The organism is Pseudotabrizicola sp. L79 (assembly GCF_036553525.1).
GTDB lineage: Bacteria > Pseudomonadota > Alphaproteobacteria > Rhodobacterales > Rhodobacteraceae > Pseudotabrizicola.
This window is the reverse complement of sequence record NZ_JAZHDA010000046.1, coordinates 124,234-138,778: the sequence shown is the minus strand read 5'-3', so window position 1 is coordinate 138,778 and position 14,545 is coordinate 124,234. Positions and strand designations below refer to the sequence as shown.

The following is a 14,545-nucleotide window of genomic DNA, read 5'->3' as shown; positions in this document are numbered from 1 at the left end:
TCACCCTGCGGTATAGCCGCCATCGGCATAGAGGATATGCCCGGTGTAAAAATCAGACGCTTTGGAGGCGAGGAACAGAAGCGGCCCGGCAAGGTCTTCCGGCTCACCAAGGCGGCCCTTGGGCACGCGGGACAAAAAGCCAGCGCGCACCGCTTTGGCCTTTTCGGTATCTTCGAACATCCACGCCGTCAGAGGCGAGCGGAACACCGTCGGCGCAATGGCATTGACTGTGATACCGGTCGGGCCAAGCTCGCAACCCAGCGCCTTGACGATACCGTCAGTTGCCGACTTTGACGCGCAATAAGCGGTGTAGCCAGCCGGATGTCCCAACAGCCCGCGAGCCGAGGAGACAAGCACGATCTTGCCGCCCAGATGTGTGCCCGCGGCGACTTGGGCCTTCATCTGACCCGCGGCAGCACGCGCCATAAGCCAGCTTTGTGTGACGTTGGCATCCATCACGGCTGTAAACGTCTCTGGTGCCATATCGTTGATCAGGGCGACCTTGTTCATCCCCGAGGCAACGACAAGAATGTCCAGACCACCATAGGCCCGAACCGCCTCGGCCACGAGGCTGTCGCACGCGGTTTCGTCGCTGGGCCGGGTGTTGATCGCCGTAACTTCCGCCCCCATCTCGCGGCACTCGGTAGCAATCGCGTCGAGGGCGTCCTGGTTGCCAGCAGCCAATACCAACTTGCATCCAGCGCCCGCCAGTACCCGTGCCGCAACCATACCAAAGGCGCCCGATGCCCCGGTGATCAGCGCGATTTGGCCCGAGACATCAAACATCTTCGCGGGATGGGAAAGGGTCATGGCTTTGCCTCTGGGGGATAGGGGATCACGACAAGCATCTTGGCGGTGTGATTGGATCGGTTTTCAAGCTTGCGCACTTCATGCGCGGGGATGGTGCAGCTGTCGTAGCGGTGCAGCACAGTCTCGACGCCGTCGATGATGACTGTCATCTCGCCCTCCAGAACAACATAGACCTTCTCAAAGGGTGTTGCGTCTGGCCCTGCGCCCCCTTGTGGCAAGAACTGGCTGAACCCAATCCATTGATTGGTCGGCCCACCCGCCTCGAACCCTTGCAACCGCAAACCGTGACAGCCAAAATGATTGGGGGCCACATAGGGCTGCGCGTCGTCGAAACGCTTGATATGCATAGACTCCTCCCCAGGAATATGCGGTGACGGCGCGCCTTTTGCGGCGCGCCGAAAACGGGTCAGAATTCAGCGCCGTCGTCGATGCGGAAGTTCTGACTTTTGTCGATCATTGCCACCAGACGGATGATACATCCGTCGCCGCGATCCCAATTCCACGGGAAGAAGGCAAAGGTGCAGCGTTTGCCGGTCACCGCATCCAGATCACCACCGACGTTCTCGATGCCCAAAATACCGTTCTTGAACAGGATCTGGTGAACGGGTTCCCAATCGGGGAAGTCATCCTTCCAATCGCGCCCGCCAGACCATTCCTTGTATTCCTGTTCCAGATGCGGCAACAACGGCCCGTTGCGCTGTGGGCCGATGGCCGTCGCCAGCGGGTGGTCGTTCGCTTGGGTGTCGTGGCCCACGACCTTGACACCCTTTTCCACCATCCAATGCCCAGCCGAGGCAACAAAGCCCGGGCAATAGGCAAAGTAATCGCCGTCCTCATAATCGTGATGCCAACCGGTGTTGATGATCAGCACATCGCCCTTGCGGATCACATGGCCGCAGGCTTTTTCCAGGTCTTCACCCGTGATCGGTTCCCACTTCTTCTTGGGCAGCGACACCACGATGCCCGTTCCAAAGAAATGCGGCAGCGGCACTTCGTCAATAAATGGGGTGCCTTGCACCACATGCGCGGGCGCATCGATATGGGTCGTGGCATGCATCGTGGTGGTGATGCGCTGGCTCAGCACACCTGATTTCGCCATATAATGGATGCGCTCAATCTTGGTGTCTTGAAAATACGGCCAATTGGGGTTTTGGAACCCGAAACGGTGGCTCAGGTTGTAAAACTCCAACCCCATATCGTTATCAAGATTACCTTGAAATTCGATACCTCGAACCTTCACCATTTGACAAACCTCCTCCGATCATCGGCGCACCGATGTTGTTGCTTGAACTGTCAGGGCTTCCTCCACCTGTCCTACATAGAGATGCATATGTATCACTATGCGGTCAAATGATTTCTTTGGGTTTCAATACTACTGTATCGCATTGCGGTTTCTGTTCGCCGCACTAATATCAGTTGAACCGGATTGACCTTTCATAAAGTTGAAGTCACAAATGACTGAAAAAGAAGACAAATCTGAACGGGGCGGCATTCAGGTGATTGCTCGCGCCGCAGCTGTTTTACGGGCCTTGCGCGACAATCCAACCGGAATGAGCTTGGGCCAGATCGCCGAACGTGTGGGTCTGGCCCGCTCTACGGTGCAGCGAATCGTCGCGGCTTTGCAAACCGAACGGCTGGTGATCAGCGATGCAAACGGCGGCGGCTTGCGACTTGGCCCAGAGTTGCATGCCCTGGCCGAAGCCGCGCAATATAACATTGTCGAACATTGCCGGTTGCTGCTGACAGAACTGACCCAGAAAACCGGAGAGACCGCGGACCTGTCCGTCTTGCGCGGCGCCGGGATGATCTTTCTGGATCAGGTGCCCGGCACGCACCGCTTGCGCACTGTATCTTCCGTCGGCGAGGTCTTCCCCCTGACGACCACCGCGAATGGTCGTGCCTGCCTTGCGCAGATGCCCGAAGACAAAGCCTCACAGCTTATTCAGAACGAATGGGACCGAAATGGCATAGAAGGCAACATGGTCGCGCTGCAGCAAGAGCTTGCGACCATTCGCAAGACCGGACTGGCCTACGACCTTGCGGAACACACCTCGGGCATTTGCGCAATCGGTTTGGCGTTTCGTGATTGGGCCGGAGATCTGCACGCCATTTCCGTGCCTGTGCCCTCTACGCGGTTCGAGCAAACAAAACCGGTGGTTGAAGCGGCCCTGTTGAAAACCGCAAGAAACATAGAGAAAATGATCGGCGTTGGCGAAAGATAATTGCGAGCCTTGCAACCAGACCGCGGCGCCATGAAAACGCCCCGATCTTTTCATTCCTTGCGACAAACTGCGATCAGTGCCCCACTCGACGCTGACACCTTGCCCGCACACAAGAAAGCCCAAGCCAAATCGCAGACACCACGGGCCCACATACGCCGATCATCACGACAGGGACCTGAACAAGAAAATCGGCCAAGTGCCTTCCAGCCTTGGTTCAATGCACACCTTGTTGCGCCCAAACACTTACTGGCGGCGGACCGAGATGATCAGCCCAAGGGATAAGACGCGAGATCTGCTAAAAAGAACCCAAGGTTTCTTGGCGGACAGTGAGGGATTCGAACCCTCGAGACGGTTCCCCGCCTACACACTTTCCAGGCGTGCGCCTTCGACCACTCGGCCAACTGTCCGTGACCGCCTCTTAATCGCGACTGGCGCAAAGATGCAAGAGGGGATTTCCCTTGTTTGCGGCAGGTTGCGCTACGCCCCCCGTTGAACACAGCGAAAGTTGTGGGGGTGGCGTCGGCGTATTGCCCCGGCCCTGCTGGATGCTGAGGGGCAAGTCAGGGGCCATTTGGGCGGCAATCAGGTGGATGTCGCGACACTTGCGCTCACGCCCGGCCTCCTCGGCCACAAAGGCCACGCAATCTCCGACGGCAATCTCGACCATCGGGTTGCGCCAACTGGTCGGCCCGGTTGCAAAGGCCAAGGCCCCCGAATCCTCGCACCAAATAAGCGCTTTGAAATCCACCCGAGAATACCAGATCACAACCCCACATATCATGATGTGCCTACTCCTTGTCTCAAGTCGGGCAAGAGCCATCCGCCCCATATACAGAGTTTATGTGCCTCAACCTATGGACAATAGCCCTTGTTCTGTATCATTCTGTAGCTACATGGCGTCAGATATGTCTCGAAACTGATGCGGTTAAGCGTCAGATTTCATTGAAACAGTCACAAAGGTCGGTCATGTCCGCCTCAGCTCCGAACCCGGCCGAATTGCGCATGATTCTCGCGCGCAACCTTCAACAACTGATGGCAGATACCGGAAATGTCTCGGAATTATGCCGCCAGATCGGCGTAAACCGCACTCAGTTCAACCGCTATCTGGCCGGAACGGCCTTTCCCCGGCCCGATGTGCTGCACCGCATTTGCCGCCATTTCAAAGTTGATGCGAATATCCTGCTTGACCCGCTGGCCCCCCCCCGGGCCGCAGAACGTCTTGCTGAACGGCCGCAGTCGCAGGCCGAGATTTGGGCGCCGCCGTCAACCCGCCCCTTTGACCACTATCTGATGCCCGATGGGCTGTATCGCTATTGGCGCAAATCCTTTCGCCAGCCCCAACGCGCCTATCTTGGCATGGCGCTGATCACCACCAAAGGCGATACCAAGCTGTGGAAAGGGTATGATCTGCACGATCAGCCGATGCGCAGCGGCGGGGTGCGCTTTGCCCGCAGCTCTCGCTATGACGGGCAGTTGATCCAGCAGTTCGATGGCGTCACCCTTGTGTCAAAAACACCCTATTCCGATGTGATGAACCTGACCTATTTCGAATATGGATTGGACGGGTTGATGGATTATTTCAGCGGCATTTCCTTCATCACCCGCCGCCGCCTGCCCGACAGCAACCGCTTTTCCGCAATTGTGCTGCAAAAGCTGCCGCGCAGCACCAAGGCAGTGCTGGCCTGTGCGCGGCGCTGCGGCAGCCATGACATGAAAGATCTGCTGCCCGTGATCCAGAACGCGCTAAACCGCGTGCCCGACTTCATCTAGCGCACGCCGATGCGGGCCCACAGTTCGGGCCAACAGTTCAGCCGCGCAGCCCATCCAGCAGCGACAGCACCACGCGCCGGTTCTGACGGCCCTTCTTTTCGATCTTGGTGATTTCCACCTGCCCGATTTCACCGGTGCGTGCGACATGCGTGCCCCCACAGGGCTGCAAATCCACTTGCCGGCCCTCGGTGCCGATCCGCACCAGCCGCACCCGGCCCTGCCCCATTGGCGGCATCACCGACATGGTCTTGACCAACCCGGGGTTCTCCATCAGCTCGGCATCGGTGATCCAGCTGTCTGTCACCTGCAAATCCTGCTCGATCAGGCGGTTCAGCCTGTCGCTTAACAGCGTCACATCCTCGGGCGGCTCTGGCATGTCGAAATCCAGCCGCCCCCGGTCGGTGCCGATCTGCCCGCCCGTCACCGGCAGCGGGATCACCACCGACAGAAGATGCAGCGCCGTATGCACCCGCATGTGGCGGTGGCGGCGCGTCCAATCCAGCTTTTGCACCACCGGCGTGCCAACCCCCGGCATCGCCACCGGCTCGGCCGGAACCAGCGCCACACGCGCGCCTTCCACCTTGACGGCGGTGGCAATGGACAGCCGCTTGCCGCCCCATTCGATCACCCCGGAATCGCCGGGCTGACCACCCCCCGTGGGGTAAAAGATCGTGCGGTCCAGCAACAGCCCACCCTCGGGCGTATGGCCCACAACCACCGCATCGGCCTGCGACAGATAGGCATCGTCGCGAAACAAAAGATCCGTGCTCACCTCAGCGTCCCTTCCGGCCCTTCGCCGTCATCCTCATCCGTATCCTTCTGCGTCAGACCTTCGCCCGGCACATAATCGCGCGCCATCATGCGCGGGCCGTCCGGGGCCTCGGCCACCGGCTTTGGGTCATCATCCTCGCCCCGAAAGGCGCGGGCCACTTCGCGCGCGTTGCGCAGATTGATGTCGCGCTGCGCAAAGGGCACTTCGATGCCTTCCTCGGCAAAGCGCTTTGCGATCTGATGGTTGATCTCGCTGCGCACCGAAATCGAGAAGTTCACGTCGCGCAAGATCACCCTGATCTCGAAATTCAGCGAATCCGCCCCGAAACTCATGAAGGCCACCGTCGGCGCCGGGTTCAGCAGGGCCAGGGGCTGCGCCTCGGCGATCTCTCTCAGCACCCGTTCCACCTTGCGGGTGTCGGTGCCATAGGCCACGCCCACCGGCACGATCAACCGCCCCGTCAGGTTGAACCGCGTCCAGTTCGTCACCTGCCCCGCCACCAGATCGGTGTTCGGCACGATCACATCCGTGCGGTCAAAGGTCTGTATCCGGGTCGAGCGCACCGAGATCGACTTGACCACCCCCTGCACACCGCCAACCTCGATCCAGTCCCCCTCGCTGACCGGGCGCTCGATCAGCAGGATGATGCCCGAAACGAAATTCGACACGATATTCTGCAAACCAAAACCGATGCCGACCGACAGGGCACCTGCCACGATGGCCAGCCCCGACAGATCCAGCCCCGCGGTGTTGATGGCGATCAACCCGGCCAGAAAGATCCCGACATAGCCAATGCCCGAAATCACCGCATTTCGCGCGCCCTGATCCATCTTGGTGCGCGGCAGGATCGTGCCCTTCAACGCCCCCTGAAACAGCCGGGTCAGCGTAAAGCCGATGGCAAACACCACGGCAAACACCAGAAAATCGGTCGGCGAAATCCGCGTTTCGCCGATCTGAAAGCCCTCGCGCAGCCGCGTCCAGACCTCGGTGATGTCGGACAGCCGCGCCCCCCAGATCAGCGCAAACAGCGGGATCGAGGCCAGCACCAGCCCAAAACCCAACAGCACCGGCACCAGAGCCGTCTTGGCATCATCCTCTCGCCGGGTGATCAGCACATAAACATCGGTGATCAGAACCTGAAACACATACAGCATCCCGATCACGCCCAGCGACGTGGCCGCCGGATAGATCAGGGCCGAGGCCGCCGCGATATAGCCCACCGCCCCCAGCAAAGGGCCGACAAAGCCCACCAGCACCGCCAACCGGCCCAACAGGCCCAGGGTGCCCGCCCGGAAATTGGCGCCAACCTCATCCGTGCCTTCGGTCACCGCTTTTGATGCCCGCCGCAGCAAGCGCCCCGCCCGCCACAACACCACAGCCGCCATCACCAGCACCGGGAAATCCAGCACCGACCGCGCGGCATCGGTCAGCGATTGCTGATCCAGCGCCGCCCGCAGCAGAATGTTGATGCCCAGAATCAGGCCAAAGACTGTGCTCAGAAACCGGCCTTCGGCCCGCGCATCGGCCGGCAGATCCAAAGGCACCCAATGTTCGGCCTTGGGGAACACCCGCCCCCCCAGCCAGTGCAGCGCAAACACCATAAAGCCCGCCGCCGGCAAGACATCGGCCACAACCGTGCCGACAATGCCAATCATGCCCGACAGCTTAAGCGCCTCGGCCAGGGCCACGGTGCCAATGGTCGGAATGATGATCTGGCCCAACGACAGGATCAGCGCCGAAATCCGCAGGCCCCGCGCCGTTGATCGCGCCACCAAACGGCCAACCCCCGCCTCAACCAAGGCCCGCCCACGCCAGATCAGCCCCAGGGCCAGCGCCAGCAGCGTCACGATCAGCGGCAGGTTATCGACCAGTTGTTGCCGCGATGTCGGCAAGGCCCAGCGCATCGTCGCCTCGCGCAGCAAAACCCCCGTGGCCCCCGCCAGCGCCTTCCAGGCTTCGGGCCAGTTCGCGGGGTTCACGGGCGACGGCAGCAGCTTCAGCAATTCATCGGCCTGCCGCTCGCGCACCACCCGGTCAATCTCGCGGATCAACCCGTCGGCGCGGCGATAGGCTTCTTCGGCCGCAATGCCGGGGGCCTGAAAGGCCACCAGTTGCGCATTCAATTCGGCCCGCCGCGCGGCAATCTCATCGGCCTCGGTCTCGCCTTCGGCAGGGGCCGGGCCCAGCGCGGCAATCTGTTCGCGCAATGTGGTAATGCGCGAGGAATTGGTATTCTGCGCCACCAGAAAGGCCTCGCGCCAATCCACCAGTTGCGCGCGCAGCAGTTCCAGCGCCACAGACGAGCTTTCGGTGTTTTCCAGCGCCCTTTCGGCCCGTTCGGCCACCGTCGCCCATTCGGCATAGTCCAGCTCACTGGCCGGAACCGCCGCCGAGGCCGGGGCCCCGGCTTCCAGCGTGACCATCTCGCCCGTTGGGGCCGTGTCATCGGCAACAATGGGCGGCGCGGTGCCGGTGGTCGGCGCATCCTGCGCCATGACCCCCAGCCCCGACAGTGCCAGAACCAACCCGCCCAACAGGGCGGCGCGAAGGGCGTTCAGGCGGCTCATGCGTCTTCGTAGACCGCTGGCAAGGCCTGTGGCGCCCGATCCAGCCATGCCGGAACCGGCAGGCCCTTTTCCTTCAGGAAGACCGGATTGAACAGCTTGGATTGATAGCGGTTGCCATAGTCGCACAGGATGGTGACGATGGTATGCCCCGGCCCCATCTCGCGCGCCATCCGCATCGCCCCGGCGATATTGATGCCAGACGATCCGCCCAGACACAGCCCTTCTTCTGACAGCATGTCAAACACCAGCGGCAGCGCCTCGGCATCGGGGATGCGATAGCTGAAATCGGGCTTGAACCCTTCCAGATTGGCCGTGATCCGGCCCTGTCCGATGCCTTCGGTGATCGATGTGCCCGGCGAGGCAAATTCGCCCGTCGTGTAAAAGGCATGCAGGGCAGCGCCCTCGGGATCGGCCAGACCGATCTTCACGCCCTTGGGCTGCAAGGCCATGCCAACACCGGCCAGCGTGCCGCCCGAGCCGACAGCGCAGATGAACCCATCCACCTTGCCATCGGTCTGCGCCCAGATCTCGGGGCCCGTCATCTCGATATGCGCCTGCCGGTTCGCCACATTGTCGAACTGATTGGCCCAGATCGCGCCATTCGGTTCAGTCCGCGCCAAAGCCTCGGCCAGACGGCCCGAGTAGCGCACATAGTTGTTGGGGTTCTTGTAGGGCGCTGCCGGCACCTGAACCAATTCGGCCCCCGCCAGCCGCAGCATGTCTTTCTTTTCCTGACTCTGCGTCTCGGGGATCACGATCACGGTCTTGAACCCCATGCTTGCCCCCACCAGCGCAAGGCCGATGCCGGTATTGCCCGCCGTGCCCTCGACAATCGTGCCGCCCGGCTTCAGCAGGCCCTTCGCCACCGCATCCTTGATGATATACAGCGCGGCCCGGTCCTTGACCGACTGGCCGGGGTTCAGGAACTCACATTTGCCCAGAATGGTGCAGCCGGTGATCTCTGACGCCTTTTTCAGCTTGATCAGCGGTGTGTTCCCGATGGCATGGGCCAGATCGTCTTGAATGCGCATGGCGATGTCCTTCTTGTCCTTGGCTCAAGGTGTATGTGCCTTGCCGCCCAAACTCAAGGCGATGCACACAGATAGGAACGTCGGTCCGCCCCATCCGGCCCGCACGAAACAGCCGCCCAAGGCCCCGCGATACGCCACGACAACCGTCCCCTGATCGCACGAAAATCGCCACGGAACCAAGGGCCAGAAACAGAAACGGCGCTCCGGAAAGCGCCGTTTCGATCCCCCTCTCAGGCGTTCTGCTGCGCGGCAACTGTCGCCGCGTGCTTGTCGCGCAATCCGTCGCGGTATAGGGCCTTGATCAGAGAGGCACACATCAGCGCCATGACCATGGTGAACGGCAGCGCCCCGATGATCATGGCGCTCTTCAGCGCCTCCATCGGATCAGACCCCGACCCGTTCTTTCCCGCCACCAGCAACGTGCCAATCACCAGCGTCAGGATCAAGCCCCAGACAATGCGATGCTTGTTGTCGGTGTCTTCCGCGCCCCCCGACATGATCGTGTTCATCACCAGAATGCCCGAGTCTGCCGAGGTGACAAGGAAGGTCAGAATCAGGACAACACTCATCACCGTCATCGCCGTCAGAAACCCGCCCGAGATCATCTCGCCCAGTGTCACGAACAGCTTGGCAGTATTCGACGCCCCCAGAATGGCCCCATTGGCCCCACCGGTCAGTTCCAGATCAATGGCTGTCGCCCCCAGAATGGTCATCCAGGCAAAGCACACCATCGCAGGCGCAAAGACGCAGCCGATGATGAATTCACGCACTGTGCGCCCCTTCGAGATGCGTGCCAGAAACAGCCCCACAAAGGGTGAAAACGCGATCCACCACGCCCAATAGAACGTCGTCCAGCCCGCTTGCCATCCAAACAGACGACCCTTTGTCCCAGCGGCATAGACGGCTTGCTGAACATCCACTGGCAACGCGGCGGCGGCGGCGCTCAAACCGCCTTGAAATGCCTCGAACGATCCCCAGGCATTGGTGGCACCGGCATAAAGATCCCCTGCCAAAGGCACAGCCTCAGGCGGCAGGGCCGCGGCAAAGGCCGTTTCCGACAAGGGCAGATGCGGCCCAAAGCTGAGCTGCGTGAAGTGCAGAATATAATCGACAAAGGCCGATCCATAGGTCGTCAGCGCAAAACTGAACGATCCGAAAACGACAAAGACCGACAGCAGGATCAACGACAGCACAAGGTTCAGGTTCGACAGGTATTTCACCCCGCGCCCCACGCCCGACACCGCCGACAGGATCGACATCCCCATGATGACAACCAGCCCCGCGATCAGCCCAACCGAACCCGGCGCAGGCGCATCCCCGGCCATATCCATCATCCATTCCATCCCGGTAATGGCATAGACCCCATCAATGAACTGGCTGACCCCGAACCCGATTGTGACCGACACCCCAAGGATCGTGGCGACAATGCCCAAAATATCAACGACATGCCCAAGGGGGCCGTTCACATATTTTCCGAACAGCGGCGTCAATGCTGAACGGATCGTCAGCGGCATGTCGCGCGTGTAAGCGTAATAGGCCAGACTCAAACCCGTGACGACATAGATCGCCCAAGCGTGAAACCCATAGTGCAAGAACGTATAGCGGTAGCCCGATTGCAGGGCATCGGCCGTGTTGGGCGCAACATTGCCCTTCAGGATTTCCGGGTTAGACCCCCAAAGTCCCAACGGCTCTGCCGTTGCAAAGACCATCAAGCCAACCCCCAGCCCAGCCCCGAACATCATCGAGAACCAGGAAAAGTTGGAAAACTCGGGCGCTTCGCCCACCTTGCCCATCACCCGCTTGCCCGTCTGCGGCAAGGCCGCAACGACCAGCAGGAAAAAAGCGAAAAAACCAACTATGATGATGTAAAAGGCGTTGAAATCCTCCAGCAGCCGCCAGTTCAGACTTCCCAGAACCCCATTCGCATTCGCAGGCCAGACCAGTGCCCAAATGACCAAAAGCGCCATCGACATTTTTGAAATCAGCGCGATTGGCAGGCTGTAACCTTCGTAAAATCCCGATGGTGACTTACGGATATCGATATCCGTGAAGGGGGGCTTGATGCTCATTGGCGCTCCTTTTCTTCCTGTTATGCGGGCAAGACGTCCAGGGCAGCCGCTGGCGCGGACTGCCTAACCGCCGCACCCGTTGGGCCAAAGGTAACAGCTTCGTGAAATGGTGCGGGCGAAATGCGACCCTTCATGGCATCAGACACGACGACTGCCCGTGCCAACGGGCCAGCCCACATCACCCGAGGCGCACCAGCCCCGCCCCCCGTGGCGGGGCGGTTCAGCGCAGATCCGCCGCCAGATCATGGATCACTGCCATGATCCGCTGCACCCTGGCGCGCGGGGCCTGCCCTTTATGGCAAATCGACCACAGGTCGCGATAGCGCCGTTCGGGCAAGGGCGCGATCCGCAACCGATCTGCCCCGGCAAAGGCCGCTAGGCCACTGCGCGGCAACAAGGTATAGCCCACCCCTTGCGCCACCGGCGCGGGGATCTGCCCGATCTGGTTTACATAGGTCCGCACTCTCAACCTGTCTGCGCCTGCGAACTCGCCCGGAAAATTCAGCCCGAACAGATCATCGGCATAGCTGTAGACATCCGGATGCGCGACAAGCCCCAGTGCCTCCAGCGCCTGAAACGTCACCGGACCGTCAAAATCCGCAGGCAGCACCAGACACAATTCCTCATGCCCGATGGGCCGCGCCGTGATGCGGGGGTGGCGTGGGTCTTCGGCCACCACGCCCAGATCGAACTGCCCGTCTAACACCCCGGCAAGAACACGCGCCTGCGGGGCGGCCTCTACCTGAATGCCCAGACGGGGCGATTGCTGCATCAGCGCGATGGCCCGCGGATAAAACAGCAGGGCAAAACTGCCCGAACAGGCCACCCGCACCTCTCCGGCATCCGGCTCGTCGCGCGCGATCCCATCGCGCAGCGCACGCTCTTGCGCGCGGCGCGACAGGCCCAGCGCCCGCACCGTCTCACCCGCCGCCGTCAGGCTGAAGCTTTTGCCATCCTGCGCGATCAGCTTTTGCCCAAGCTGCTGCTCCAGCTTGCGCAGATGCTGCGACACGCCGGGTTGCGTCATGTTCAGCCGCGCCGCGGCACGGGTGAACTGGCCTTCTTCGGCCAGCACGGTAAAGGTTTCGATCCATGTGGCATTCAACATCATGCCATAAGGTTTCGTTTGCATAATGATGTCAAACGATAATTTTCTATTCATCTCCTGACGGATTAGCCTGCCCGGCATCACCAGACAGGAGATCATCATGGTCACGACCCCCCGCACCTTTTCGCATATCGGCCTTTCGGTCCCCGACCTTGAGGCAGCGGTAGAGTTTTATTCAACCGTCATGGGCTTTTACGTTCTGATGCCCCCCAGCAAAATCGTCGAAGACACCAGCGCCATCGGCCAGATGTGCACTGATGTCTTCGGCCCCGGTTGGGAACACCTGCGGATTGCCCATCTGTCCACCGGTGACGGCATCGGGATCGAGCTTTTTGAATTCGCCGGGAACCACACCCCCGACGACAACTTTGCCTTCCGTCGGCATGGAACCTTTCATTTCGCGATCCAAGACCCCGATTTGGAGGGCCTTCTGGCAAAAATCGTCGCGGCGGGCGGCAAGCAGCGCATGCCCGTGCGCGCGTATTTTCCGGGCGAAAAGCCCTATCGTATGGTCTATGTCGAAGACCCGTTCGGCAATATCTTCGAGCTGTATAGCCACAGCTATGAGCTGACCTATTCCGCAGGCGCCTACGCCTGACGCCCCAAGCAAAAGGGCCACCCGATCGGGTGGCCCAAAGGTTAAAGCTTGGTCAATTCGGCTGCCCAAGCCCCTGATACTGTTGCGGCCCCAAGCTGACTTTGCCAGAGGCAGTTGGCCTCAGTCGGCCTTTTCCACCATCAGCCCATCATCCAGCAGGCCCTGATAGCATTCATCCAGGCTTTTGCGGGCGCGATCCATCAGGATATCGATCTCATCGGTGGTGATCACCAACGGCGGCGCGATGATCATCCGATCCCCCACATGCCGCATGATCAGATTGTTCGCAAAGCACCGCTCGCGGCAGCGCAGCCCAACCGTGCCCTCTTCGCTGGCAAACTTGGCCCGCTTGGCCTTGTTCGGCGTCAGAACGATCGACCCCATCAGCCCCACCAGCTTGGCCTCTCCGACCAAGGGATGCTCTGCCAGCTTGTCCCACTGCGCCTTGAGATGCGGATGGGCCACGTCGCGCACATGCTCGACCACCCCTTCCTCCTGCATGATACGCAGGTTCTCCAGTGCCACAGCCGCCGCCACCGGATGGCCCGAATAGGTGTAGCCGTGGAAGAACTCTCCCGCCGACCCGACAACCTCGGCCACCTCGTCACAGATGATCGAGCCCCCAATCGGCGCATAGCCCGAGGACAGCCCCTTGGCGATCGTGATGATATGCGGCTTGATCCCGAAGGTGGTCGAACCGAACCAGTTGCCGGTGCGCCCAAAGCCGGTGATGACCTCGTCGGCAATCAACAGGATGCCATATTTGTCGCAGATCCGCTGGATCTCGGGCCAATAGGTTGCCGGTGGAATGATCACCCCACCCGCCCCCTGGATCGGCTCGCCGATAAAGGCGGCCACCTTTTCGGGCCCCAGCTCAAGGATCTTTGCCTCCAGCTGCTGCGCACGGGCCAGGCCGAAGTCGTCCTCGCTCATGTCGCTGCCCTCACCCCACCAATAGGGCTGGTCGATATGTTCGATCCCGGCGATCTTGCCGCCATGCGCGTGGATCGGCTTCATCCCGCCCAGGCTGCCGCCGCCCATGGTCGAACCGTGATAGCCGTTCCAGCGCGAGATGATCACATCCCGCTCGGGCTGGCCCTTGACCTGCCAATAGCGCCGCACCAGACGGATGTTGGTGTCATTCGCCTCGGACCCAGACCCAGCGAAGAACACATGGTTCAGCCCCTCGGGGGCCAGTTCGGCGATCTTGGCGGCCAGCGCAATGGCGGGCACATGGGTCGTCTGGAAAAACGTGTTGTAATAGGCCAGCTCGTCCATCTGACGCGCCGCGACACGGCCCATTTCCTTGCGGCCATAGCCGATGTTCACACACCACAGCCCAGCCATCCCGTCGATGATCCGCTGACCTTCGCTGTCGGTCAGCCACACGCCTTCGCCGCGCGTGATCACCCGAGCGCCCTTGGCGGCAAGGCCGGCCTTGTCGGTAAAGGGGTGAAAGTGATGCGCGGCATCCAGCGCCTGCAACTCGGCGGTCGGCATGTGATTGGTGATTGGCTTGTTCATCGCATCCCCTTTCGGAATCGGCAGGGCGCGCCGCCCCGTCTTTGGCCTGAGGATAGTGACAATGATCGGCGGAT

The 14,545-nt window shown here is 60.9% G+C and carries 13 protein-coding genes and 1 tRNA gene; 3 read left to right on the top strand and 11 right to left on the bottom strand.

Going from position 1 to position 14,545, the window contains the following annotated elements; translation table 11 throughout:
* Genes V3C85_RS09025 through V3C85_RS09015 form a run of 3 tightly spaced genes read right to left on the bottom strand, consistent with a single transcriptional unit; the run spans position 1 to position 2,053 of the window.
* Complete coding sequence (locus V3C85_RS09025) at positions 1–810, bottom strand: SDR family NAD(P)-dependent oxidoreductase (RefSeq protein ID WP_331794758.1); 810 nt, start codon at positions 808–810, stop codon at positions 1–3.
* Complete coding sequence (locus V3C85_RS09020) at positions 807–1,157, bottom strand: cupin domain-containing protein (RefSeq protein WP_331794757.1); 351 nt, start codon at positions 1,155–1,157, stop codon at positions 807–809. The genes V3C85_RS09025 and V3C85_RS09020 overlap by 4 nt, the downstream gene beginning before the upstream one ends.
* A 59-nt stretch (positions 1,158–1,216) precedes the next feature.
* Positions 1,217–2,053 carry a cyclase family protein gene (locus V3C85_RS09015; protein WP_331794756.1) on the bottom strand — a complete coding sequence of 279 codons (837 nt, stop codon included), beginning with the start codon at positions 2,051–2,053 and terminating at the stop codon, positions 1,217–1,219.
* Between the two features lie 211 nt (positions 2,054–2,264).
* On the opposite strand from V3C85_RS09015, the gene V3C85_RS09010 reads away from it, so the two are divergent.
* A complete protein-coding gene (locus V3C85_RS09010) occupies positions 2,265–3,032 on the top strand; it encodes an IclR family transcriptional regulator (RefSeq protein WP_331794755.1) in 768 nt (255 codons plus the stop codon).
* A gap of 317 nt (positions 3,033–3,349) precedes the next feature.
* Here V3C85_RS09010 and V3C85_RS09005 read toward each other — a convergent pair.
* A tRNA-Ser gene (locus tag V3C85_RS09005) sits at positions 3,350–3,439 on the bottom strand.
* Positions 3,440–3,450: 11 nt separating this feature from the next.
* Complete coding sequence (locus V3C85_RS09000; protein ID WP_331794754.1) at positions 3,451–3,813, bottom strand: hypothetical protein; 363 nt, start codon at positions 3,811–3,813, stop codon at positions 3,451–3,453.
* Between the two features lie 59 nt (positions 3,814–3,872).
* On the opposite strand from V3C85_RS09000, the gene V3C85_RS08995 reads away from it, so the two are divergent.
* Complete coding sequence (locus tag V3C85_RS08995) at positions 3,873–4,802, top strand: helix-turn-helix domain-containing protein (RefSeq protein ID WP_331794753.1); 930 nt, start codon at positions 3,873–3,875, stop codon at positions 4,800–4,802.
* A 37-nt stretch (positions 4,803–4,839) separates the two neighbouring features.
* On the opposite strand, the gene V3C85_RS08990 is transcribed toward V3C85_RS08995, so the two are convergent.
* From V3C85_RS08990 to V3C85_RS08970, 5 genes are all read right to left on the bottom strand, one after another.
* Complete coding sequence (locus V3C85_RS08990) at positions 4,840–5,574, bottom strand: alanyl-tRNA editing protein (protein WP_331794752.1); 735 nt, start codon at positions 5,572–5,574, stop codon at positions 4,840–4,842.
* Positions 5,571–8,141, bottom strand: a complete 2,571-nt coding sequence (locus tag V3C85_RS08985) for a DUF3772 domain-containing protein (RefSeq protein ID WP_331794751.1) — start codon at positions 8,139–8,141, stop codon at positions 5,571–5,573. Before V3C85_RS08985 ends, V3C85_RS08990 begins: the two co-directional genes overlap by 4 nt.
* Positions 8,138–9,172, bottom strand: a complete 1,035-nt coding sequence (locus tag V3C85_RS08980) for a cysteine synthase A (protein ID WP_331794750.1) — start codon at positions 9,170–9,172, stop codon at positions 8,138–8,140. Before V3C85_RS08980 ends, V3C85_RS08985 begins: the two co-directional genes overlap by 4 nt.
* Positions 9,173–9,402: 230 nt before the next feature.
* Entirely contained in the window at positions 9,403–11,241 is a 1,839-nt protein-coding gene (locus V3C85_RS08975; RefSeq protein WP_331794749.1) for a BCCT family transporter, read from the bottom strand.
* A 220-nt stretch (positions 11,242–11,461) separates the two neighbouring features.
* Positions 11,462–12,349: a LysR family transcriptional regulator gene (locus V3C85_RS08970; RefSeq protein WP_331795265.1), complete on the bottom strand. Its 888-nt coding sequence runs from the start codon at positions 12,347–12,349 to the stop codon at positions 11,462–11,464.
* A gap of 100 nt (positions 12,350–12,449) precedes the next feature.
* Here V3C85_RS08970 and V3C85_RS08965 point away from each other — a divergent pair, with 100 nt between their 5' ends.
* Complete coding sequence (locus tag V3C85_RS08965; RefSeq protein WP_331794748.1) at positions 12,450–12,947, top strand: lactoylglutathione lyase family protein; 498 nt, start codon at positions 12,450–12,452, stop codon at positions 12,945–12,947.
* A gap of 120 nt (positions 12,948–13,067) precedes the next feature.
* Here the strand turns inward: V3C85_RS08965 and V3C85_RS08960 are convergent, their stop codons facing one another.
* Entirely contained in the window at positions 13,068–14,471 is a 1,404-nt protein-coding gene (locus tag V3C85_RS08960; protein WP_331794747.1) for an aspartate aminotransferase family protein, read from the bottom strand.
* Between the last annotated feature and the right edge of the window lie 74 nt (positions 14,472–14,545).

Coding starts and splice junctions, on each gene's coding strand:
- V3C85_RS09000 (WP_331794754.1), bottom strand. CDS start 3,813: ATGATATGTGGGGTTGTGATCTGGTATTCTCGGGTGGATTTCAAAGCG.
- V3C85_RS08980 (WP_331794750.1), bottom strand. CDS start 9,172: ATGCGCATTCAAGACGATCTGGCCCATGCCATCGGGAACACACCGCTG.
- V3C85_RS08965 (WP_331794748.1), top strand. CDS start 12,450: ATGGTCACGACCCCCCGCACCTTTTCGCATATCGGCCTTTCGGTCCCC.
- V3C85_RS08995 (WP_331794753.1), top strand. CDS start 3,873: ATGTGCCTCAACCTATGGACAATAGCCCTTGTTCTGTATCATTCTGTA.
- V3C85_RS08975 (WP_331794749.1), bottom strand. CDS start 11,241: ATGAGCATCAAGCCCCCCTTCACGGATATCGATATCCGTAAGTCACCA.
- V3C85_RS09025 (WP_331794758.1), bottom strand. CDS start 810: ATGACCCTTTCCCATCCCGCGAAGATGTTTGATGTCTCGGGCCAAATC.
- V3C85_RS09010 (WP_331794755.1), top strand. CDS start 2,265: ATGACTGAAAAAGAAGACAAATCTGAACGGGGCGGCATTCAGGTGATT.
- V3C85_RS08970 (WP_331795265.1), bottom strand. CDS start 12,349: ATGTTGAATGCCACATGGATCGAAACCTTTACCGTGCTGGCCGAAGAA.
- V3C85_RS09020 (WP_331794757.1), bottom strand. CDS start 1,157: ATGCATATCAAGCGTTTCGACGACGCGCAGCCCTATGTGGCCCCCAAT.
- V3C85_RS09015 (WP_331794756.1), bottom strand. CDS start 2,053: ATGGTGAAGGTTCGAGGTATCGAATTTCAAGGTAATCTTGATAACGAT.
- V3C85_RS08985 (WP_331794751.1), bottom strand. CDS start 8,141: ATGAGCCGCCTGAACGCCCTTCGCGCCGCCCTGTTGGGCGGGTTGGTT.
- V3C85_RS08960 (WP_331794747.1), bottom strand. CDS start 14,471: ATGAACAAGCCAATCACCAATCACATGCCGACCGCCGAGTTGCAGGCG.